The sequence below is a fragment of the Bacteroidota bacterium genome, assembly GCA_016194975.1.
Taxonomy (GTDB): domain Bacteria; phylum Bacteroidota; class Bacteroidia; order Palsa-965; family Palsa-965.
The window spans coordinates 189,544-213,356 of sequence record JACQAM010000022.1; the positions used below are offsets into that span (position 1 = coordinate 189,544).

Below are 23,813 nucleotides of genomic sequence, written 5' to 3' on the forward strand. Positions count from 1 at the left end.
GGGTGTAGAAATTTTAATTGTGTTTTGTGATGTGTACTAAAGTTTTTATCTCGTCATCAACTTCTACCGGAACTGCCTCTTTTTCCGAGAGGGTGTGTACCAATTCCAGCGAATCCGCGAGAGTTTCAGAGCAAATATAATTGAAATTATTTCTCACAGCAGAGCGAAGAAGATCATGCATTTTTATCTGCACATCTATTCGATCGGTCACTTGAAAATCCTTGTCTTTACGAATATTCTGAATTCGGTTCACCAACTCCCTCGCCAGGCCCTCTTCCCTCAATTCCTGTGTCATCGTAATGTCTAATGCTACAGTCAATCGGCCATCCATTGCCACCAGCATACCCGGAAGATCATCTACAAGTATCTCTACCTCAGAACGTTCTATTCGAACACGTTCTCCATCGAAATTTAAGTCAAGGAACCCCTGCGTTTCGAGCAGGGAAATGTCGTCCTGCTTCATAGTAGTAATGGCAGCCGCTGCTGCCTTCATGTGCCGCCCCAGTTTCTTACCCAAAAGCTTGAAATCGGGCTTGATTTTTTTACTGAATATTCCCGGATCAAGGACAAATTCCAATGTTTTTACATTGGTTTCCGATAAGATCAGGTTTTTTACAAGGTCCAGACGCTCGCGGAATTGCTCATCCAGCACAGGGATCATGATCCTAGTTAAGGGCTGACGAACGCGGATATTCTGCTTTTTGCGGAGTGAAAATACCAGCGATGAAAAACGTTCCGCCAATTCCATTCTTTCTTCCAGTTCTTTGTCAATGAGCGTTGCATTGCTCTTCGGCAATAATGATAAATGCACAGAAGGAATATTTTTTTCTCCGCAAAGATCGAGGTACAAACGATCGGAAAAAAATGGTGCGAACACACTCGATAATTGTGCAACAACTTTCAGGCACTCGTGCAATGTTTCATAAGCCGCCTTTTTATCATCGCTCATTTCCCCTTTCCAAAAGCGGCGACGCGAAAGACGCACATACCAGTTCGACAAATGTTCATCCACAAAATTTTCTATCGCGCGCGCTGCAGGAGTCGGATCGTAATCATCGAGTTTTTCCGTGACAAACTTCACCAATGAATGTAAACGCGAAATGATCCAGCGGTCAAGTTCTGTTCTTTCGGAATAAGGAACAGTGTTTTTCTCATCAAAAACAAACTGGTCAATATTCGCATACAGCGCAAAAAAAGAATACGTATTATAAAGTGTTCCGAAAAATCCTTTCTGCGATTGAACAATTCCTTCGGAGTTGAATTTTAAATTATCCCATGGTGATGCGTTCGTGGTCATGTACCAGCGCGTTGCATCCGCACCATATTTTTTCAGTGTTTCGAACGGATCAACCGTATTTCCCAGTCGCTTCGACATTTTATTTCCATTCTTGTCGAGTACGAGTCCATTGGAAATTACATTCTTGTAAGCAACACTGTCGAATTGCATTACTGCGATCGCGTGTAAAGTGTAAAACCATCCGCGCGTTTGATCTACACCTTCTGCAATGAAATCGGCCGGAAAATATTTTCGCTCATCGATCAGCTCTTTGTTTTCAAACGGATAATGCAATTGCGCATACGGCATTGCCCCTGAATCAAACCAAACATCGATCAAATCCAATTCGCGGAATAATTTTTTTCCGTTGCGTTCCAAAATAATTTCGTCGGAATACGGACGATGCAGATCGAACGTGTCGTAATTCTCTTTCGTGAAATTTCCGGGAACAAAATTCTCAAGTGGATTATTTTTCATGTATCCCGCTTTCACCGAACGATCAATTTCTTTTTTAAGTTCTTCTGCCGAGCCGACGCAGATCATGTCCTGTTTGTCTTCACTCACCCAGATCGGCAGTGGAATTCCCCAATAGCGGGAACGGGAAAGATTCCAGTCCTGCAGATTATTCAGCCATTCACCGAAGCGGCCTGTCCCTGTTGATTCCGGTTTCCAGTTGATGGTTTTATTCAGTTCGCTCATTCTATCTTTCATCGAAGAAGCTTTGATGAACCAACTGTCGAGCGGATAATACAACACCGGTTTATCTGTTCTCCAGCAATGCGGATAATTGTGCTCGTATGTTTCTTTCTTGAATAATTTCCCTTCCTGTTCGAGTTTCAGAATGAGACGTTCATCAACACTTAAATATTCATTGGTGCGCGAAACAATTTTCGAAACGAGATCATTCAATTCATTGCCCGATAATTTTTTCAGTCGTTCGACTTCAGAAACTTTTTCAGCGTCCGATAAATAATCTGCCTTCACATATTCTCCGGCGAATTCTTTCATCTCCGGACGGAATTTTCCGCGAAGATCTACAAGTGGAACTGCTTTTCCGTTTTCATCAATCACCAGCATTGGAGGAACGCCAGCTGCTTTTGCCGCGCGCATGTCATCTGCACCGAACGTAGGCGCGATGTGTACGATGCCGGTTCCGTCTTCGGTAGAAACAAAATCTCCGGCGATCACACGGAACGCTTTGTCGGCGTGCTCGTGCGGAAGTGTGTAAGGAAGGAGTTGTTCGTATTGGAGGTTTAATTTAATAAGCTCTTCTCCATAAATGGTGTTTGTATCTACTCGAAAAGTTGTCTTATTGTCATAAGGATATCCAGAATCCCAAACGAGATTTTCAGAAGGAATTTTTTTGTCGCCTGCTTTATAATTTTCTAGTGATAAACCAAAATTCTCAAAGGGAAAATACTTTGATGTTGGACTAATAGCCAACACAACTATAATTGGTTTATGGGTGAATGGATGAAAAGTTTTTGTGAAACCGTAATCAACCCTATTTCCCAAAGCCAAAGCTGTATTCGATGGCAATGTCCATGGAGTTGTTGTCCAAGCCAAAAAATAAAAATCTCCCCAGTTATTATAATTCTTCACAGCGCGTTCTTTGAGCCAATTTTCAATTTTCAATTTTGAATCTTCAGTCAACTTAAACATCGCCGTCGCCGTTCTGTCTTTCACATTCCTATAACATCCCGGCTGATTTAATTCGTGCGAAGACAAACCCGTTCCTGCTGCTGGAGAATATGGCTGAATGGAATATCCTTTGTAGAGCAGATTTTTTTTGTAGAGTTGCTGCAACAACCACCAAACACTCTCGATGTATTTATTTTCGTAGGTGATGTAAGGATCTTTCATGTCCACCCAATAGCCCATCTTGCGCGTGACATCTTCCCACAGGTGCGTGTACTTCATCACTTCCTTGCGGCACGCTTTGTTGTATTCGTCAATGGAAATTTTCTTGCCGATGTCTTCTTTTGTAATTCCTAAAGTTTTTTCAACGCTCAGCTCAATAGGAAGTCCGTGCGTGTCCCAGCCCGCTTTTCTTTTTACCTGTTTTCCTTTGAGCGTTTGATAGCGGCAGAAAATATCTTTCATCGCGCGCGCCATCACGTGGTGAATGCCGGGAATTCCATTGGCAGAAGGGGGGCCTTCGTAAAACACAAAAGGTTCGGCACCTTCACGTTCAGAAACGCTGCGTTCGAAAATTCTGTTCTTGTCCCAGTACGCGAGAACTTCTTCCGCTATTTTCGGCAGATCGAGATTATCGTATTCCGGGTAGATTTTCATTGGGGGGGAGCAAAGATAGAAATTAGCCGTGAGAAGCCGGAGATGGAGATGGACCTGATTTTAGCAGGGGAGAAATGAATTATTTTCCTTTCGGTGTTTTACATCCTCCATCTTCCTCAGTACGATTGAAATTGTGAAATTCCACAAAGCGTATCCGGGAGTGAATTTCCCAATGAATCCCAGCGGTGCCAGATGCCTATTGCCGATTTATTCACCACATTTCCTTCCGACTGTTTTTTCCCGTTGCTGAAAAAATTAGCGCACGTACCATTGCCAATGGAATCAATGTTGAGTTGTTGCTCGGGGTTTCCATTCTCAAAAAATTCGTTGCGCACCATTTTTCCATCGGGAGCAGAATGACTTTCAATATCTGTATTCCCGTTTTCATACCATTGCGTGAGCGTGATCAATTTCCCGTTTTCAAATTTCTGCTGTGATCTTTTTTTTCCGCTGCGATAATAATCCATCCACGTGTCTGTAGGAATTTTCTTTTCGTACGAACGTGTTTCCATCACTTTCATAGTGCGGTACCAGAAAACCGAAGAATAGGTACTGTCGTTCATTTCCTTTTCCGATGCTGCTTTTTTAAACATAAATAACTGCCCGTTCTCTATGTAGCGGTATTCTTCAAATGCAGAATCGTGATCGGTGTAGTATTCCTGTTTCCATTTTTCACCGAGATATTCTGTTGTGCCCTGAGAAATAATATGTTTCTTTTTTCCGCAGGAGAATACAGGAAGCAGGAAGCAGAAGGCAGTAAGCAGCCTGCCCGCCGAAGTGATAACGAAGGAGGGAAAGCCGAAGGCCGAAGTTAGAAGCGAGGAATATTTTTTCATCAGCGAACTTTGAACCTGGAACTAAACAGCAGCAATTACTTTCAACTCTATCGCTATCGGGGTAGGCAGACAATTTATTTCCAAAGTAGTTCTGCACGGAGGATTTTCGGAAAAATATTCTGCCCATAATTTATTATACACTTCGAAATCGTCTTTCATGTTGGTGAGAAAAACGGTGACGTCCACAATTTTATTCCACGAGCTTCCTGCATCTTCGAGAATGAATTTCACATTCTGAAAAACGCTGCGGCATTGTTTTTCTATATCGTAAGAAATTATTTTTCCGTTTGCATCCAGTTCCACTCCCGGAATTTTTTTTGTTCCTTTCTCGCGCGGACCTACGCCGGAGAGAAAAAGTAAATTGCCCACACGTTTTGCATGCGGATAAAGTCCTACAGGATCGGGAGCTTTGGAGGAATTGATGGAATTTTCTGACATGGCACGAAGGTAATGCTTGCCCGACAAAATATAACGAAGGCGGTGCTAATGTGCAAATGACAGAGTATGCAAGTGTGTTAATGTGCGAATGAAAATGGAATGAGGAGGTGAATTCAACGCGCACTCGTAACCCCAAACGCATCACTCAAAACTTCCCCAGTATCATCTTCACATCATTCACATATCCACCACCGAACAAATTTAAATGTACAAGAAGCGGATACAGATTACAAAATTCAATTCGCGTTTTCCACTTTTTCTCCAATGGAAATTCATTTTCATAACCGGAATAAAAATCTTCATCAAATCCACCGAATAATTTTGTCATGGCAAGATCCATTTCACGGTGGCCGTAATAAATAGCCGGATCGAAAACGGCCGGGCCATTCGCAGAATGAAAATAATTTCCGCTCCACAGATCGCCATGCAGTAAGGAAGGTTTTTCCTCCGGGAAAATCTCACCAATGTACGAGCAGAATTTTTCTGATAATGCAACCAGTGAAGGAGAAATTTTTCCTGTGTCGCGTGCGCGTTTCACCTGCGGGAGCATGCGCTCGCGTGAAAAGAATTCTTCCCACGAATTATGTTTTGAATTTGATTGATGAAGTGTGCCGATAAAATTATGATGATCGAGTCCGAATTTTTCTGAAGAATTTTTGTGGAGCTCCGCCAATGATCTTCCCGCATCGAACATTCCGTTTGAATGCGCAGATGCGCGCCCGAGAAATTCCATCAGCAAAAAAGAAAAACCATCTTCGTCCCACGCGGCCATCGGTTCGGGAATGCAGAATGAACTTTTTCCCTTCAGCAAATTCAAACCTTTTGCTTCTGCCTGAAACATGCTGTTGGAAAAGGAAGCATTGTTTTTTTTCAGAAAATATTTTCCTTTTCCGGTAGTGATGACCGAACATTGATTGATGCTTCCGCCGCCGGCAGATTCGCGGGCAAGGATCTCATTCATTAGCTCCGGGCGGCTCGGGTTCATTTGCGAAATTTACGATACAAAAAGAGCTTTTTTCTTACATACACCGTCACAAAAAGACAGCCGAATTCGTTAAAGAAGCAGTGCCTGATTACCCTTAACCCCAATTGCCCTGCACATGACCAAAGTTGCGCGCCACCTTTTTCTACTTTCGTTTTGCTTCGCGTTGGAACATTATTCGAGCGCGCAGTACCTGCGTGTGCCGGATTCTTTTCATACGATCAATGATGTTTCAATGGAATTGCGGGTGAGTGGAGATGGATTTGGTCCGCATTATTATCCTTCACTTGGAATTCGCACCGGGCGCAGGACTACTTTGGAGGCGGGAATGATAATGCGACAGGACGATTACTCGATGGCCGGAATTTCTTCGGGATTCCGTTATTGTCTCATGACGGTTTCGCGTTCGTTCACGGGAAGAGCTACGATCTATGTTTTCGGAAGAGCGGAACGGCTTTCATCGCAACAATTAGGTAAGCACGATATTGAATTGCAGGATTACACCGGTGTGATGCATACCCAGGATGCGCCTTCGGATTTTACGATGGTGCATTATCACGCATATGAAGGTGGTGCAGGATTAGGCGGAGCGATCAATATTTTTTCAGGATTGTTTCTCAACTGGGAAGTGATGATCTCCTATTACAAATCGTCGCAGGAAAATTATAATTCTTTCAGTCTCTATTACCAGAAATCGGGAATGATCATGGAAGTAGGAGGAGGAATTTCGTGGCGCTTCAATGAACGTGCGGCCGACTTAGTCACGCTGACAGAGCATCAAGATGAAGATCTGTTAGCCGAAGAAACTTCAGAATAGAATCGGGGCCGGAATTATTTTCCAGGAATGATTTGTAAAGTGCGGTGATCTTTTCTTTTTTTCCATTTCCATTCGACAGCGCGACCTTGATGATCTTGACCAATAACACCGCATCAGGATATTTTTCTTCCATTTTTTCCGATGATATTTTACGGCTGATGCTGCGCGTGGTGCTTTCCGCAAGATCAGTTTTCCCATCGAAAAAATAGGCAAATGCGAGCAGGATTCTCGCTTCCGTTTCTGCGCGGGCATATTTTTTAAAAGAAATTTCGCTGAATAATGAATTGATCTGAGCTGCGCATTCTTTGTAATTTTTTTCAGCGAAAAATTTTCCGGCATTGAAAAGAGAGATCGAGTAAACGCAATGATCGCCACCGGTGACCGCCATATTAGTATCCATCGCAGGAATGTCGGATGCATTCGGAGAATTGATATTCATCGCTTTTCTCTCCAATGAAGAAATGAAAAATTTTCCGATGGGCATAGTATGCGCGAGCCGGGCAATCTTCACAGGTGCAGCGCTGAGCCGGGCAAAAATTTCCGCATTGTTTTTATATAATCCGATTCGATTGTAATATTCGAACCACAGAAAATCGGCAGCAGAAAAAAGATAACGGTAGTAACGATCGTTGGGATAAGTTTCGAGTATGGCACAGATCTTTTTCAGGATGTCTTCCACTGTTTCTTCAGAACCGGGAATATTCATTTGCGGATCAACGAAAATTCCATAAGCCGCTGCAGCGAATCCGCGCATCACGCGCAGGCGATGCGAATCGTAAAGCCGTTCGAAATTGTCGAGTTCTTTGAGGTAAAGTTTCATCAGATCGATCTTCGATTCGTCGTCCGAGATCATGTAATTGCCGAGTTCTGCCGAGAAGAGTGATAACAGTTCCTCTGCTTTATCAATGGCCAGCATGTAAGCGACATTTTTATTGTAGCGCTGCTGGTATTCATAAAACTTCGCAGAGTTGAAATGTAATTTTTTCAAAGCGGTGTAAACCACCACCAGCTCTGCCGGCATATCGTGTTCCTTCAGTTGCGATTCAAGATACTGCATGAGTACAACCGCAGTTTCACGATTCACCTCGTAGATGAGTGACGGTGCAGTAGCCGTTGTTTTGAGTAACTCCGCGCGCGAATCTTCCGAAATGCGGAAAAGATATTCCTGGATCTTATCCTGCAAGCGCGAACGCAAAGTGTAGAACGAAGAATTGTTGGTCGCGGTGAGTTTCTGAATTTCTTCTTCGCTCAATTTATCTTCCCGGTACGAATCAAGAAGCTGGCAGAATTTTTCTGCTTTACTCTGCACAAGTTCATTGCGGAATGTTTCGTACCGCCCGGCATCCATTTGTATGATCACATCTCGCAGCATAGTTTCAATTGGAAGTGGTGATGGTGAATGTGGTTCTGTAATTGATAGATGATTCAACGCTGATGGTGCAACCCATTGCCTCTACAGTTTGCTTCACGATGAATAATCCGAGCCCGGTGCCACTTGCTTTTTCATCACCGCGATAAAACATTTCGAAAATAGAATTGAGCCGGTCTTTGGCAATGCCTGTTCCATTGTCCTCAATACTCACCAGGATTTTCTCATTGACACGCATCAGGGAGAGTTTCACATAAGCTTCATCAATATTACGCGAAAATTTTATACTATTACTAAAAAGGTTATTGATAATCACCTGCCAGCGATCTTTATCCGATTTCAGGATGATATTGTCGGGGTTGTGATAATAGAAATGCATTCGTGATCCTTTCTCTGAAAATCCCAGCAAGTCGGTAGCGACTTTAAAAATTTCTGCGAAGTCGATTGTTTCATGCGTGGGAATGAGGCGCGTATTCCTCGAATAGCGGATAATGTTTGCAATGAAATCATCCAGTCGTTTTATGCTCTGGCTTATTTTGTCGAGATAAATTTTTGCGTCTTCGCCATATTTTTCACGCCGCATGAGTGCGGCCAACCCGAGAATGGAATTCAGCGGCGCGCGCAGATCGTGTGAAGCGCCGTAAACAAATTTATCCAACTCAATATTCACTTTGGTCAATTCATCATTGTGCTTACGGAGCAGTTCCACATATTTTCTTCTTTCAGTAACATCGCGCTGCACGGAAACAAGATGTGTGTAATTTCCTTCTGAATCGGAAACAGGAACAAAAACAAGGTTATTCCAGTAAGCAGTACCGTCTTTTTTATATTGCACGATCTCCGCCTGAATTGTTTCAGATTTTTTGATTGCGGTTTGAATTTCTTCCAGTGTTTTTGCATCGTTATCGCGTGCGAAAAGAAATTCCGGATTTTTTCCTGAAGCTTCTTCTGTTGCATATCCTGTCATATCCGTAAAAGCGGAATTCACATAAACGATGGGCGTTTTCATATTTCCATTCGACTGGTGAATTTCACAAACCAGTATAGCTTCTTTTGAATTCTTTACTACAGATTCAAAGACCTTCAACCGCAACTGTTCCAGTTTTTCATTGGTAATTTCGCGGATCATAATCGCAATTCCTGCGGGGATACCTTTATTGTCATAAAGGATTTTCATTTGCACGTGCACCCATACCGCTTTACCGATCTTGTTTCTTCCCTGGAATTCGTCAGTGATCTGTTCTTTTGCCTGCAGGTTGCGAATCGCATTTTGCCAGGTAAAATGCAGATGATCTTCATAAAACACCGAAGAGATATCGGTATCCAGCATTTCCTTCTCCGTGTACCCGTAAACTTTTGAAGCGAGCTTGCCCCAGAAAATTATTTTTCCTTCAATCGTGGTGATGATGGAATTATCCATCGCTAAATTAACGAAGGCCTCGTGCAGGCGCGAGGCAACGCCGGTACGCTCATCAAATTTTTTTTGTTCATCACAATAAATGCGAACTAATTTTTCGAGGAGCAATTCATTCAACTCTTTTTCCAGGATGAGTTCCTGCACAAATCGATTGCGATAAAGTGAAATGAAATAATCATTGACCTGCTTTATCACCAGCACTACGGGCACACTTCCTGAAGTGATAATTCTCCGCTGGATAGTTGCAGGTAAACTTTCTTCTTCACACAGAATAATTAGAAGTGAATATTTTTCCGGAAGTTGCTCAGGCAATGCAGCACAAACTACTTCATGATCCTCCGGGAAAGATCCATGAACGAATGAACAGATCTTCTCTGCAAGAAGAGGGTCTCCGGCTATTGCGATCGGTACACGAAATTCCATAATGAACGCGAAGAGAATAACAGCTCTCCGGAAATTCTTAATTGTGAGTCATAAAAATAGGCATCATGAGCGCCGATGAAACGGTCATGTAAGAATCTGGGCAATATTGGCAGTAGTATTTATCGAGGCGAGCGCTTCTTCTGTAAGTGGTTTGTGAAGGAATGCGCAGATCTCAGGATAATCCTTTGCCTTTGCCAGGTCTTTAGGATCGATCGAGCTGGTGAGCATGGCCACCTTAATTCCTTTTCTTGCTTTCTCGTCGAGGGAACGGAATTCATCAAGAAACTGGTACCCGTCAAGTATCGGCATATTAATATCGAGGAAGATCAGTTGGGGCAAATGTTCCTGGCGCAATTCTTTATTGGCAGAAAGGTTAGCCAGAAATTCTATCGCACTTTTTGTACCGGTATTTACATACACGGTTTCAGCGAAATTGCAACCCTGTATCATTCGCTCATTAATGAAATTGTCGATGTCATTGTCATCAACAAGCATAACGATAGACATTTTTTTAGGCGGTGCTTGAGTCATCGTAAAAAAATTATCGTGATGGGGGAATGTATACTTATACGAGGCAAGCATGTAATTGGATGCGCAAAATGGTGAAAACAAAAACCAAATTCCTTACACCAATTTCATTGAGAAAACGGTTCGTATTAATTATCCGGCGAAGAGAAATTCACTCTTCGTTTTTTAAAACAGGAGCCACTTTTATTTAAGCATCTGCAGTGGATTATTCCACCACGAAAACTTTTTTCATTACGGGGTTGCTTCCTGTTGATGTGGCGTGCGGAAAAGAAACGAGCAGAAAATAATTTCCTTTTGCAAAAGAGCTCACAGGAATTTCTGTTGTTCCCGGGTTGAGCAACTCTTCAAAAATTTTATTTCCATTAACATCGTACACGCAGGCATACGCATCATCCTGCATGCAGCGTATGTGCAGCACGTCGCTCGCGGGCACAGGAAAAATAGCAACAGAAAAATTTTCTGATGCTGCATTTACACCCAATGGCGCACTCGAACCCAGAGTAACCACGCCATTATTTACCAGCGAAGACGACTGAACAAATCCTGTTGTTGTATTCCCGGTAACAGCGAGCGCTCCTTTATTCTGCCACATTGTTCCGTCCCACTGCGCAACAATGATCTGTGCAGAAGCGGATGAAGTACAACTCCTCGAAGAATTCCAGCTCAGCCACGCGCGCACACCTGTCGTGCCCTGCACGTGAGTTACATTCCAATATTCGCAGGAAGAAATGCTGTACACTCCAGCGCCAAGCGACCACGACGGATAAACAGGAGAAGGATCATTTTCAGAATAAGAAACAATAAATTCATTCGTCACATCATTCGACGCATCGATCTTCAGCGGGGCAAAAACAGTTCCGTTCGTTCCTACAGGGAATTCAAAAGCATCGTCTCCTTTTTTACTCACCGGGCCATTTACGAATGAAGAATCGTTTGCGCCCGTGCAGGAAGTGTTGTCGCCGAAAGTGAGGAGGTTGACGGAAGAAGAAATAATATTTCCTTTTACAAATTCTACCTGCTGGCCGGGAGAAGAAATGAAAAGTGGGGATGAAAGGGTAACCACATCAAGTAATTTATTGATCACGATAGTTCCTTTGTAACCGGAAGTGTTTGCAGAAGCGTCGAGTGATTGCGGATTTTTTCCGGAGAATAAAAGTTTTGCATTTCCTCCTGCATATCCAGCGCCAATGGTTACATCACCTTCTGTCTGCATCACACTTCCATTCACCATTCCTTCCTCCAGCAATAAATTTCCTTCGTTGAATAAAGTATCGCCTGCAGAAATGAGAACAGAAGAATTTGCCGGCGACTGAATATTCCTGACTATAATATTATTGAACGGCGTGTTGCTGCCTGACAGACTCATCGTAAAATTCAAACCAGTGCTGCCCGATTGCGGATCGAGCACTACCGCTGCATTATTGTGATCGAAAATTCCAACGGTGTGGGTAAACAGTGCACAACTCTGGGAATGAATTCCACCAATGAAAAAAGTATCCTGTGGCGCAAGAAAAGTTCCGGAAAGCAAAGAAAAACTTCCAACAGAAAATTTATGTGTATTCAGTGCGGGCAAAACCGATCCTGAAATTTTATCAATGACTAAGTGATCCATTCGTGGATTTGAATTCGGCGAAGAATAATATTGTGTGCCGGGACCTTTCAAAATTACATTCGCGTATCCCCCTGTGGACCCGCTGAGCAGAAAAAGGTTCCCGGCACAACTGATAGCGCCACCGAGCATGCCGTCATTGATATGAAGTTCATGCGAAACGGAAAGCGTGTCGCTTCCTGCGACAATGAGTTCAGAATTGATGTTTGAATTACAGGTGTTCGCAGCTTCGAAAGTCACATTGTAAAAATCATTCGAAGGCGGAACAACAATGAAAAATGTGAGAGCACTGCAACCCGATTCGGGACTGAACGATACATTTGCATTCTGGTGAACGAAATTTCCATTGGTAAAACTGAAAATAGTATCGCTCGATGTACGAGTTCCGGTAATATAGAGATCGGATTGAGGAGCAAGAAAGGTTCCGCCGCGCAAGGAAAATTTTCCAAGCACTTCTACATAACCTGTCTCACCGTCGAATGTTCCGTGACTTTGCGTAAAGCCAAGATCACCGATATAAAAATTGGGGCCATTATGAAGTGCAACAGAAGAATTGAAAGTTGAATTCAGTTTTATTCCGCGCACGCTTGCATCTGCATCTATCGTGCACGCGCCGTTTCCGTTTCCATCGAATATCGCCACATCATTCGCAGATGGAATTCCCGCTCCGCCGGGACCGCCGCTTGCAGAAGCCCAGTTCGCAGAGAGTTCCCAGTTGGAAGCCGCAGCGGATACCCAATAAAGATTTGCGGAATAAAGCGGCGCGGCCATCACGAAAAGTGAAGCCACACAAAGAAAATTTTTTTTAACGCAATTTGCGCAAGGAATAGCAGGAGTCATTTTTCACAGGGGTTAACAGGACAAACATATTCCGACTCCTGCGGATTAATAAACCCACGTGCGTGCGTGCGTTACAGATGTAAGATTTTCATCGTTTTTGTGGAAGGATTTATTTTCTCCTTTACCTCAGCGGGTAAATACAAAGTCGTTTTTTTTGCAGCCGGTTACTGATCGATCCTGCCGTTCAGATGCCTTGCCAGGAAGACTCCCATACTGAAGCAGGCCTGCAAAAGATAACCACCTGTGGGCGCATCCCAGTCGAGCATTTCTCCAATGACAAAATGATGCGGAAGTTTTTTCAGTTCAAAATTTTCATTCACTTCGTCAATCGCAATTCCGCCAACCGTGGAGATCGCTTCATCAATAGGGGCAAGTGCTGTGATGCGTACGGGAATATTTTTTAAACGGTTACAGATCATTTCATCCGACAGGAATTCTTCTTTGCTCAGAATATTTTTCAGTAATGCCATTTGTGTTTCTTTGAAATGAAATGCAGAGCGAAGATGAGCAGTACGGTTATTTTCATTCGCGCAGGCCCGTAATTTTTTTAAAAGAACGGTTTCACTTTCATCCGGGCGCAGATCGATAAAAATTTCTGCAAATGATCTTTCCGACAATTCTCTGCGAATGTCAGGCGACAGAAAATAGACCGCGCCACCTTCAAGTCCTGATGAAGTGATAACGATCTCTCCTTTTTTTTCTTTCCCATTGCATTTCACCAAAATATTCTTCAGCGCTTTCCCATTATGTTTTTCAATGAACTCCTTTTGCCATTCCGCGAGAACTGTACAGTTCGATGATTGAAACGGAACGATCGCGATATTTTTTTCTTCAAAATATTTTGCCCACGTGCCGTCGCTTCCCGTTACTTTCCAGCTTGCACCGCCGAGAGAGAAGATGCAGTGGTCGGTTTCAGTTGTCAGTTCACCAGATGGAGTATGGAAGAGCAATTTATTTTCTTTCCATCCGCGCCATTCGTGTTCAAAATGAAATCGAACATTTTTATTTTTCAATGCACGAAAGATCGCATTGAGCACATCAATAGGTTTGATTATTTTTTCCGGGAAAATTCTTTTACTTGTGCCGATGAAGGTGGCGATGCCCATGGAGAGCAGCCATTTCCGCAGATCTTCATTGGTAAAATCCAGCAAAGCGGGTTTCAGAAAATATTCCGGCGTATATCTCGTGACGAATGTTTTGATGTTTTCCGAATGCGTGAGATTGAATCCGCCGTCACCGGCCACGAGGAATTTTCTCCCCGGAGCGGAATTCTTCTCGTAAATATGAATGTCAAATTTCTTCCCGTCGAGAAAAGCGGCAAGCAGCAGTGCGGCAGGCCCGCTTCCGATGATCGTTATTTTTTTCACGCGTGCTGTCAGGTCTTATGACCTGGCATTTTATTTCGTGTGCTGTCGGGCCTCTGACCCGACAAGGAATGCCACGCCGGTTTTTCCCGCGTGCTGTCGGGCCTCTGACCCGACAGGGAATGCCACGCCGGTTTTTCCCGCGTGCTGTCGGGCCTCTGACCCGACAGAAAGTGCCACACTGGTTTTTTAGCAAGCACTTTTTTATAGATCGCGCACGAGGGAATATGCGCACCCGGAAGATAACCAGTGCTCATGAGAAATTCATTCACAATTTCACCACCTGTAAAACGAAATTTTTTTTTGAAAACTTTCACCCATTCGTCTTTCGTCAGCGGATGATGATGATCGATCCAATTTTTGAAGGAACCGAATTCTTTTTGCAAACCAATTATCACATTGGCATTATGGATCGCCGCTTCGATCTTCAACCTGTTGCGGATAATTCCTTCGTTCTTCATCAGGCGGTCAAAATCTTTCTTCTTGTAGTTCGCCACTTTTTTTATTTCGAACTGATGAAACGCGCTGAAGAAATTTTCTTTCTTTTTCAGAATGGTCGTCCAGCTTAATCCCGCTTGATTTATTTCCAATACAAGCCGGGCAAATAATTCATTGTCGTTGTGAATAGGAAATCCGTATTCGTGATCGTGGTAATGAACGTGCACGTTATTTTTTTCCATTGTGGAAACCGCCTCGCAATAAGAATTCGCCATAGGATCTGTTTAGAGCTACAAAGCTGCGAAATGTGGACCACAGAGACACAGAGGCACGGAGAAATAATTGGTCTGTAATCTGTATTCCCTACCATCTGTAATCTTCCCCGTTTGGCTAACTTTGTTCTCCTAAAAATTACACCATGTCCACACCCAAATGGAAATCATTACTGAACGATAAGGTCCGCACGGTTTATCCGCAGCCCGACCGCGACAAAGAAAAAGATTCCAAGCTGGAAGATTTCCTCAAGCAAACGATCGTGGCGCTCAATGCGATGAAGCATGATCCGGAAGAACAGAAATGGTTCTGGGGCGATATTTCAAAGCGCAAAATGATTTCCAAACCGAATTCTCCGGCAAAAGAAATTCTCACCGGCATCAAACAGGACATTCAAATGCCCGCGCACATAGGCGTGCGTGATGATGTGATGAATGCACTGCTCACGCGTTTCAACGGCGTTCCTCATTGGGGACATACCAAAACGCTCATCAATGTTGTTCCGCAATCTTCTGAACTTTCTGTGGCTGCTGCCATGCTCGGTGCAATGGTGAATGCAAATCTTGTGGAGTCGGAATTGTCGAGTGATATTGCTGCTGCGGAAGTGGAAGTTATTTCCATGCTCGCCGAAATGTTCGGATGGAATAAAGTGAAAGCGGGGGGAATCTGCACAACCGGCGGAACAAATAATTATCTCTACGCTACAAAAATTGCATTGACGAATTGTCTCGGATATTCTTCGCGCCACAATGGAATTCGAGAAGACGTAAAAATTCTTGCGTCGAAAGGATCGCACTATGCGAAATACAATACTGCCGACTGGACAGGACTCGGAAGAAAAAATGTGGTGGAGATCGATGTGAATCCCGATGGAACAATGAACGTGGATCATCTCGAAGAAGTGTTGCGTTCATTATATAAACAAGGTGTTCCTGTGGCGATGGTAGTTGCCACTGCGGGAACGACCGATGCATTTGCCATTGACAATATCCGCGAGATCGCGCATTTGTGCAAAATGATTCCGAAAGAATATTTCGCCGATTCACGTCCGTTCGTTTATGCTGATGCAGTGATCGGTTGGGCGTGGATGGCATTCCGCGATTATGATTTTGCTGCGAATCCATTGGAGTTTTCTACGCGTGCAATGAAATTGATCTCCGATTCTATTCTCAAAGCAAGTGGAATGGAAGATGTGGATGCAGTAGGAGTTGATTTTCACAAAACAGGTTTCGCCGCTTATGCGAGTTCTGCTTTTTGTCTGAAAGACGAACGCATGTTCGATCTGCTGAAATCTCCGGGTGGCGGCGTTTCCTATTTATTTCATTCGCACAAAGACATTTATTATCCCGGAAAATTCACGCTCGAAGTTTCGCGCGCGTGCGCACCTGCACTCATCGCGTGGACGCACTTGCAGTATTTCGGTTACGAAGGTTATCAGGTGATGATCGGCCATCTTATAGAAATGCAACAAGCTTTGCGCGATGAATTGGAATTTCACCAGAATATTGTGGTCGTGAATAAAGACAGTTATGGTGCGGTGACTTTATTCCGCGTGTATCCGAAATGGATGGACGGAGGATTGCAATACCAGAATGAATTCTTCAAAGAAAAATACGATGAGGAATTAATGAAGTACAACCAGTTCCAGATGGATGTGTACAACACACTTTGCGAAATGCACGAGACAGAAGGAATTCCGGCGCCGGCGCTGAGCATCACCACAAAATTCCGCACTACAGAATATGGCAAACCGGTTTGCGCGCTGAAGGCGTACCTAATGGGCGCGCACACGAATACGGATCCCGCTTATCTGAAGAAAGAAGTTGTTGCACACATTCAGAAGGCAGTGGAGATCGTGAGTTCGAAACAGAAAGTGAATGCATGAATTCAAAATTGAGAATTCAAGATTGAAAATTCTGAAGCGGTACAATTTAAGTAATTAACTACCAAAATTGTACTAATTACAGTTTGCCAGAAATATCAGAACCTCTTCACAAACACCTCCGCCTGCTCTCTTATTTCTTTCAGCGCAGTTGTTTCCCACAATGCTGATTTTCGCATGGGACCAATGCACCAGAGTCCTTCCACTTCATTTGAATTTTTGTCAATGATTTTTCCGTCAACCGTACATTTTATTCCCAAGCCGAGTTCATCGGCACAAACAAATCCCTGTTCCATTAAGCTGATGATGATCGGGAATTTCACTTTCCGGTAATCCGATTCGGGCCCGGTGCAATTGACGATCTTCTGAAAAACAGTTTCAGGTAATTTACTTTTCGAATCGAATGAAACTGAAATTCCTGTATGTGCAATTTTTGCGTTGGCGATCATTCCCTTCGCCATCTGCAATTTTCCTGAAGCGATCATTTCATTCAGCATCACTGAAGCGGAATGCGGGATACGATGACGGACAATTTCCCAGGAGGGACGCAATCGTTTCAGAAAATAGTTCCGCTCTTCTTTATTCCAGTTGGTCCAGAAATTCTGTGTCAACGGGCGAAGACCCTCTACAAGCGATTGCCAGGAAATTTCCGGATGCGTTTTCAAAAAATTGCTGTAATGTAGCCACACCTCACGCGGATGCAAGTGCGGGGGAAGATTAATTTTCACCGGGGTAACATTCACATCGTGCGCGAGCGGAAGTTTTCCTTTTCGGGAAATCATCCGAATATTCCCATTGAATTTTTTTTGTTTCAGCGTAAGCACTACATCCACCGCACTGAGACCCGTGCCGGCAACTAGAATATTTTTTACTTCGGAAAGTCCGGTATAAATATTCCCGATCCATGGATTTGAAAAATAGCGCGGATCAGAAAAAACAGGATGTTCTTCTTTGAAGAGATCGGCCGGTGGAAAATTTCCCAGCGCCAGAACAACTTCATCGGCTTCAAAAATATTTTTACGATCAGTTACGGCCAAAAAAATGTTCTCTTTCTTCCTGAGAGAAATTACTTCTTCATTTATGATCTGCAATTTTCCCGGATGTGAATGAACGGCCTCGCGCAGATGTTGGGAAATATAATCGCCGAAAAATTTTCTCGGGACAAATGCAGTTGCAATTTTTTCAGGAAGAATATTGCTATACGTGTTCCGGTTTCGCTCCAGCCATTCTGTAAAATCGTTCGGCTTCTCTGTGAAAAGACTCATTCCTCCTGTTGTAACATTCAATAACTGGTGTGTGAATTCTTCACTGTAAGCAACACCTCTGCCCGTCATCACCGGATTTTTTTCCAGTAGCATTATTTGGCTTATATTTTTATACGCACACAACCGTATAGCGAGAAGCGATCCGGATAATCCTCCGCCGACAATGAGAATTTTTTTCTTCATGATCACAGAACAGAAAACCTGTTACTGCGGCTAAGATAAAAGAAGATCAATGGGATTTCAATAAAGATTTTCAAACTAAACCTGTTCCGCGTTTATCTTCTTCAGCATTTCAGAACCCGGGCATAATTTTTCCTGTGGTACTGCATTCAGCGGCGTGTCTGTTGTGCCGAGAAGATGATGAAGATCCGTAGAACCTTCATTGATGTAAAGTAACCCGGTGAGAATTTCTCCTTTTAAAAGCGCGTTGTGAACTGCGTTGATCGCAGAAACACGATCGAACGGGTCCCATCCTTTTGCAAGTTTGTGAAGATGCAGCAAGGAACCATCGTGCATCGTTACATTCGCAACAGTGCCTTCTTCATATTCTGCAGTGATCTCTTTTGCAGGCGGAACAAAATCAACAGTGCCGGTTGCGTCGATATGTTCCCTTACGTAATCATACGATTTTGTAGAACCAACATTATTATTGAAGGTCACGCAAGGCGAGATCACGTTGATGAAAGCAAAGCCGGTATGTTTCATCGCCGCTTTTATCAATGGAACCAGTTGTGTTTTATCACCGGAAAAACTTTGTGCAACGAATGGTGCTCCCAACTCGAGCGCTAAACTCACCAGATCGATCGGGTGAAAATGATTTTCAGATCCGGCTTTACTGATGGAACCGATATCCGCTGTTGCAGAATCCTGTCCCTTGGTCAAACCATAACATCCGTTATTCATCACGATGTAAACCATATTCAAATTGCGCCGCACCACGTGAACGAATTGTCCCATTCCTATTGATGCAGAATCACCATCGCCCGAAACACCAATGTAAATGAGATCACGATTACCGAGATTCGCTCCTGTAGTTACTGACGGCATTCTTCCGTGAACAGAATTGAATCCGTGAGATTTTCCCAGAAAATAATTCGGAGCTTTCGATGAACAACCGATGCCCGACATTTTTGCAAGGCGATAAGGTTCAATGTTCGATTCAAAACACGCCTGCATGATCGCTGCGCTGATGGAATCGTGTCCGCACCCGGCGCATAATGTGGAGAGCACGCCTTCGTAATACGAGATCGAATGACCGATTTTATTTTCCGGTAATTCGGGATGACGGAACTTTGGTCTTATGTAAGTCATGTCAGTTCGTTTTTTTTGTTTTCACTTTCGCAGCGAGATGCGCATTGATCTGTTTGAAAATATTATCTGCAGTCACCGGCGTTCCATCGTAACTCAGAACAGAAAGTATTTTGCCCGGTTCAATTCCTGCTTCTATCATAAGCAGCGAACGCATCTGCGCATCGCGATTCTGTTCTACGAGCATTACTTTTTCGTGCGATGAAATAAAATCTTCGATTGCTTTGTTGAATGGGAATGAAAGAATACGCATCGCATCAAGTACAATTCCTTTTTCCTTCAGCATGTCGAGCGCTTCTAAAACAGGAGGAGTTGATGTGCCGAAGAAAATTACAGCGTAATCAGAATTATTTTTCTTCTGCAGGAATTCTGGCCCCGGCACCCTGTTTTTCGCCGTGTTGAATTTCCGGATGAGGCGATCCATATTCCGTACGTAAGGTTCCGGCTCTTCAGTATATCCCGCGTACTCATCGCTCGAAGTTCCTCTCGTGAGGAATGCGCCTTTTGTCGGATGTGTTCCGGGCAATGTGCGATAAGTTATTCCGTCTTTATCTACGTCAAGAAATCTTCCGTAGCGTTCAATTTTATCAAGCTGTTCTGCAGTGAGAACTTTTCCGCGTTTGTATTTTCTTTTGTCGTCCCAGGTGAGTGGCGCCGTCATGTGTTCGTTCATGCCGAGATCGAGATCAGACATTACGATCACCGGTGTTTGTAATTCTTCGGCGAGATCGAACGCATCAACAGTCATGTTGAAACATTCCGTTGGCGTGGAAGGAAAAAGAAGAACATGTTTCGTGTCGCCGTGCGAAGCGTACGCTGCGGAAATAATATCGGATTGTTGTGAACGTGTTGGCAATCCTGTTGACGGGCCGGTGCGCTGAACATCGATGAGCACTGTCGGAACTTCTGCATAATAAGCAAGACCGAGAAATTCACTCATGAGTGAAACACCGGGACCGGAAGTAGCAGTGAACGAACGCGCACCATTCCAGTTTGCTCCGATCACCATTCCTATTGCGGAAAGTTCATCTTCCGCCTGCACGATCGCGAAATTTTTCTTACCGGTTTCTTTATCCACGCGGTATTCATCGCAATAAGAATGAAAAGCTTCGACAACAGAAGTAGAAGGAGTAATCGGGTACCACGCAGCAACAGTTGCTCCTGCATAAACAGCGCCGAGTCCGCACGCTGCGTTTCCTTCTATCATAATGGAATCACCGACAAGATCGCGTCGCTCAATACGGATATTCAATTTGAATTTGAAATTCTCTTTTGCATAATCCGATCCGAGGCGAAGCGCTTTCACATTCGGCGCAATGAGTTTTTCTTTCCCGGCGAATTGTTCGCTGACCAATTTTTCGATCGCGTCGAATTCTATTCCGAGCAGAGCAGATAATGCGCCGACATAAACTACGTTCTTGAAAAGTTGCCGCTGGCGAGGATCACTGAATTCTTTATTGCACATTTCCATTATAGGAATGCCGAGATAATTCACATCATCACGAATGAATTCATCGTGCAGAATTTTTGTTGAATCGTAAATAATATATCCGCCGGTTTTTACCGCCGCCACATCCTGTTTCATCGATTGCGGATTCATCGCCACCATGAAATCAATTCCGTCTCTTCTTCCGAGATACCCTTTTTCACTCACGCGCACTTCATACCACGTAGGCGCGCCCTGTATGTTCGAAGGAAAAATATTTTTCGGTGAAACAGGAACTCCCATCCGGAAGATGGCTTTCGTGAACAGAAAATTCGCACTTGCCGAACCTGTGCCATTCACATTCGCAAACCTGATGACGAGGTCATTTATTTTCGCTTTCACTTTACCGTCTGACATGCGTGATCTGCTTTAGTTACGTTATAGAAAAATTTCTGCATATCCCATGCTGAGGTCGGGCAACGTTCGGCGCACAAGCCGCAGTGGAGACAAACATTTTCATCTTTCACCATTATCCTTTTCGTAGGAAGAATATCAGAAACATAAAGATCCTGTGACATTTCATTTGCCGGCGCTTTCAACCGCGAGCGCAGATCACTTTCATCGCCGTTTTTTGTGAACGTGATGCACGACGTCGGACAAATATCGACGCACGCGTCGCACTCGATACATTTATTTTCGGTGAACACAGTTTGCACATCGCAGTTCAGGCAACGCTCCGCTTCTTTGAATGCAGTAGGAAGATCAAAACCGAGTTCCACTTCTTTTTTGCGATCTCGCAGCGTTACTTTTTTGTCGGCTTGCGGAACGATGTAACGCAGATCTGCAGTCACATCATTATCATAACTCCATTCGTGAATTCCCATTTTCGTGGAATACAATGTAACGCCGGGAGCAGGGCGATCATTCACATCCAATCCTTCGCAGGAGAGATGCATGGAAATTGCGGCCTGGTGTCCGTGTGCAACAGCAGTGATCACATTTTTAGGGCCGAAAGCAGCATCACCTCCGAAGTAAACTTTTTTATGCGTCGATTGATATGTTGTCGCATTCACAACGGGCATTCCCCATTTATCAAAATCAATTCCGAGATCGCGTTCTATCCACGGAAAAGAATTTTCCTGCCCGATCGCAACGAGCACATCATCTGCTTCAATGAAAACTTCCGGTTCGCCGGTCGGAACAAGTTTGCGTTTATTATTTTCCCAAACCGCTTTTACTTTTTCGAACATCATTCCTTTCAGTTTCCCATTCTCGTGCACCACAGATTTCGGAACATGATTATCAATGATCGGAATATCTTCGTGCATCGCATCTTCCTTTTCCCACGGAGATGCTTTCATCTCGGCGAAAGGAGAACGCACCACCACTTTCACATTTTCTCCGCCCACGCGGCGTGAAGTGCGGCAACAATCCATCGCAGTATTTCCTCCGCCAAGCACGATCACATTTTTCCCGATCTTATTCGTGTGTTCGAAAGCGACATTCGCAAGCCAGTTGATACCGATGTGAATATTTGCAGCCGCTTCTTTTCTTCCGGGAACATCGAGATCACGTCCTTTCGGTGCGCCCGATCCGACGAATACCGCATCATACTTCTGTTCTGAATGCAATAATTCTTTCAGCGATTTCACAAAATGATTGAAATGTTGTTTGATGCCGAGATCAAGAATATAATTTACTTCTTCATCCAAAACAGATTCGGGCAAACGGAATGAAGGGATCTGGCTGCGCATGAATCCGCCGCCGCCTTTTTGTTCGTCATACAAATGAATTTCATATCCGAGAGGAGCAAGGTCGCGCGCAACGGTGAGTGATGCGGGCCCTGCGCCTACGAGTGCGACCTTTCTTCCGTTGGATTTGAACGGACCCTGCGGCATAAATTTTTTTACATCGTCTTTGTGATCTGCAGCAACGCGTTTCAATCTGCAAATTGCGACGGGTTCTTCTTCCACGCGTCCGCGGCGGCACGCGGGTTCACATGGGCGATCGCATGTGCGCCCGAGAATTCCCGGAAATACATTTGATTCCCAATTCACCATGTACGCTTCCGTATATTTTCTTTCCGCGATCAACCGGATATATTCCGGAACAGGAGTATGCGAAGGACATGCGTACTGGCAGTCCACGACTTTATGGAAGTACTCCGGATCTTTGATTTTTGTTGGCTCCACGGTATGATCTTTAAGTTAAGTTGCCTCCCCGTCCGCGAATCTGCCGTATTTTTTGCGTTTGAATAAAATGAACACAACGCAAGGATGTTCGATCAGCGGCAGGCAAAATTATCGTTTTTCATTTAGACTATTATGTAAATATCAATGAAAAAACCGGAAGAAAACGATCCGGTCATCGATGAAGAAATACAATCAATCGAAAATTTTTCCGAAAAAAAATATTTTCAGTGAAATAAAGGAATTTTTCCATTTCAATTTTTTTCTCCCGCTTCTTCAAGCACTTTGCGCATCACATAAATTTTCGCTCCCGCGCGCAGGCCCATATTGATCGCATCACTCGGGCGCGAATCCACTTCAATTTTTTTTCCGCCTTCGCTGAGCATGATCACGGCGTAGTACGTACTTGATTCGAGTTTGGTAACGATCACTTTATTTATTTTCATATCGCTCGCAGCAAGCAGGTTCGTGAACATGTCATACGTCATGGGCCGCGAAGAAAGCGTTCCGCTTTTATACATTTGAATTCCATTCGTTTCGCATTCGCCTATCACCACCGGAAGATAAACGTCGGTCATTTCATATTTCGGTTCAAGCCGCACAATGTAGCCGCCGTAACCGTATGATTCCACATTACCAACATTCACTTCTATCGTGTCGTTTTGCTTAACTGCATCCATGGGAGGATCCGGATCTTTTTTCGTGGATGCAGAATCAATGGACCATAAAGTTTTTACATCAGCATGATGTTGCGCATTCACATTATTCAGCAGCATGGAGCCGGTGAAAATTGTCGCGATGATGATGGAGGGGAGGAGGAGTTTTTTCATGTTGATGT

General features: G+C 43.9%; 17 protein-coding genes. 2 read left to right on the plus strand and 15 right to left on the minus strand.

All coding sequences use genetic code 11. The features are described 5' to 3' along the window. Window positions 1–13 precede the first annotated feature (13 nt). The 4 genes from HY064_14060 to HY064_14075 form a co-directional block, all read right to left on the minus strand. A complete protein-coding gene (locus HY064_14060) occupies window positions 14–3,571 on the minus strand; it encodes an isoleucine--tRNA ligase (protein ID MBI3511781.1) in 3,558 nt (1,185 codons plus the stop codon). 116 nt (window positions 3,572–3,687) lie between these two features. Then, complete coding sequence (locus HY064_14065; protein ID MBI3511782.1) at window positions 3,688–4,407, minus strand: hypothetical protein; 720 nt, start codon at window positions 4,405–4,407, stop codon at window positions 3,688–3,690. 21 nt (window positions 4,408–4,428) lie between these two features. Then, window positions 4,429–4,845, minus strand: a complete 417-nt coding sequence (locus tag HY064_14070; protein MBI3511783.1) for a RidA family protein — start codon at window positions 4,843–4,845, stop codon at window positions 4,429–4,431. Window positions 4,846–4,990: 145 nt separating this feature from the next. Further along, window positions 4,991–5,830 (minus strand): fructosamine kinase family protein, encoded by an 840-nt coding sequence (locus tag HY064_14075; GenBank protein MBI3511784.1) that lies wholly within the window; start codon window positions 5,828–5,830, stop codon window positions 4,991–4,993. 115 nt (window positions 5,831–5,945) lie between these two features. On the opposite strand from HY064_14075, the gene HY064_14080 reads away from it, so the two are divergent. After that, the gene (locus tag HY064_14080) at window positions 5,946–6,644 is read left to right on the plus strand and encodes a hypothetical protein (GenBank protein ID MBI3511785.1); all 699 of its coding nucleotides are present in this window, start codon (window positions 5,946–5,948) and stop codon (window positions 6,642–6,644) included. Here the strand turns inward: HY064_14080 and HY064_14085 are convergent. From HY064_14085 to HY064_14110, 6 genes are all read right to left on the minus strand, one after another. Next, window positions 6,589–8,016 carry a hypothetical protein gene (locus HY064_14085; protein ID MBI3511786.1) on the minus strand — a complete coding sequence of 476 codons (1,428 nt, stop codon included), beginning with the start codon at window positions 8,014–8,016 and terminating at the stop codon, window positions 6,589–6,591. The two genes, HY064_14080 and HY064_14085, sit on opposite strands and share 56 nt — an antisense overlap. 4 nt (window positions 8,017–8,020) lie before the next feature. Beyond that, window positions 8,021–9,853 (minus strand): PAS domain S-box protein, encoded by a 1,833-nt coding sequence (locus tag HY064_14090; GenBank protein ID MBI3511787.1) that lies wholly within the window; start codon window positions 9,851–9,853, stop codon window positions 8,021–8,023. A gap of 84 nt (window positions 9,854–9,937) precedes the next feature. After that, window positions 9,938–10,348 (minus strand): response regulator, encoded by a 411-nt coding sequence (locus HY064_14095; protein MBI3511788.1) that lies wholly within the window; start codon window positions 10,346–10,348, stop codon window positions 9,938–9,940. 238 nt (window positions 10,349–10,586) lie between these two features. Next, a complete protein-coding gene (locus tag HY064_14100; protein ID MBI3511789.1) occupies window positions 10,587–12,779 on the minus strand; it encodes a T9SS type A sorting domain-containing protein in 2,193 nt (730 codons plus the stop codon). A gap of 215 nt (window positions 12,780–12,994) precedes the next feature. Then, the gene (locus HY064_14105; protein MBI3511790.1) at window positions 12,995–14,197 is read right to left on the minus strand and encodes a TIGR03862 family flavoprotein; all 1,203 of its coding nucleotides are present in this window, start codon (window positions 14,195–14,197) and stop codon (window positions 12,995–12,997) included. A gap of 8 nt (window positions 14,198–14,205) precedes the next feature. Next, complete coding sequence (locus tag HY064_14110; protein ID MBI3511791.1) at window positions 14,206–14,907, minus strand: DNA-3-methyladenine glycosylase I; 702 nt, start codon at window positions 14,905–14,907, stop codon at window positions 14,206–14,208. 143 nt (window positions 14,908–15,050) lie between these two features. Here HY064_14110 and HY064_14115 point away from each other — a divergent pair, with 143 nt between their 5' ends. Further along, the gene (locus HY064_14115; GenBank protein MBI3511792.1) at window positions 15,051–16,790 is read left to right on the plus strand and encodes an aspartate aminotransferase family protein; all 1,740 of its coding nucleotides are present in this window, start codon (window positions 15,051–15,053) and stop codon (window positions 16,788–16,790) included. 95 nt (window positions 16,791–16,885) lie between these two features. Here HY064_14115 and HY064_14120 read toward each other — a convergent pair whose 3' ends face one another. The 5 genes from HY064_14120 to HY064_14140 form a co-directional block, all read right to left on the minus strand. Beyond that, window positions 16,886–18,235 (minus strand): FAD/NAD(P)-binding protein, encoded by a 1,350-nt coding sequence (locus tag HY064_14120; GenBank protein ID MBI3511793.1) that lies wholly within the window; start codon window positions 18,233–18,235, stop codon window positions 16,886–16,888. A gap of 75 nt (window positions 18,236–18,310) precedes the next feature. Continuing rightward, a complete protein-coding gene (locus HY064_14125) occupies window positions 18,311–19,363 on the minus strand; it encodes a 2-oxoacid:ferredoxin oxidoreductase subunit beta (GenBank protein ID MBI3511794.1) in 1,053 nt (350 codons plus the stop codon). 1 nt (window position 19,364) lies between these two features. Continuing rightward, window positions 19,365–21,203 (minus strand): 2-oxoacid:acceptor oxidoreductase subunit alpha, encoded by a 1,839-nt coding sequence (locus tag HY064_14130; protein ID MBI3511795.1) that lies wholly within the window; start codon window positions 21,201–21,203, stop codon window positions 19,365–19,367. Continuing rightward, window positions 21,185–22,978: an FAD-dependent oxidoreductase gene (locus HY064_14135; protein MBI3511796.1), complete on the minus strand. Its 1,794-nt coding sequence runs from the start codon at window positions 22,976–22,978 to the stop codon at window positions 21,185–21,187. Before HY064_14135 ends, HY064_14130 begins: the two co-directional genes overlap by 19 nt. A gap of 251 nt (window positions 22,979–23,229) precedes the next feature. Next, window positions 23,230–23,805 (minus strand): bifunctional nuclease family protein, encoded by a 576-nt coding sequence (locus tag HY064_14140; protein MBI3511797.1) that lies wholly within the window; start codon window positions 23,803–23,805, stop codon window positions 23,230–23,232. Window positions 23,806–23,813: the final 8 nt, after the last annotated feature.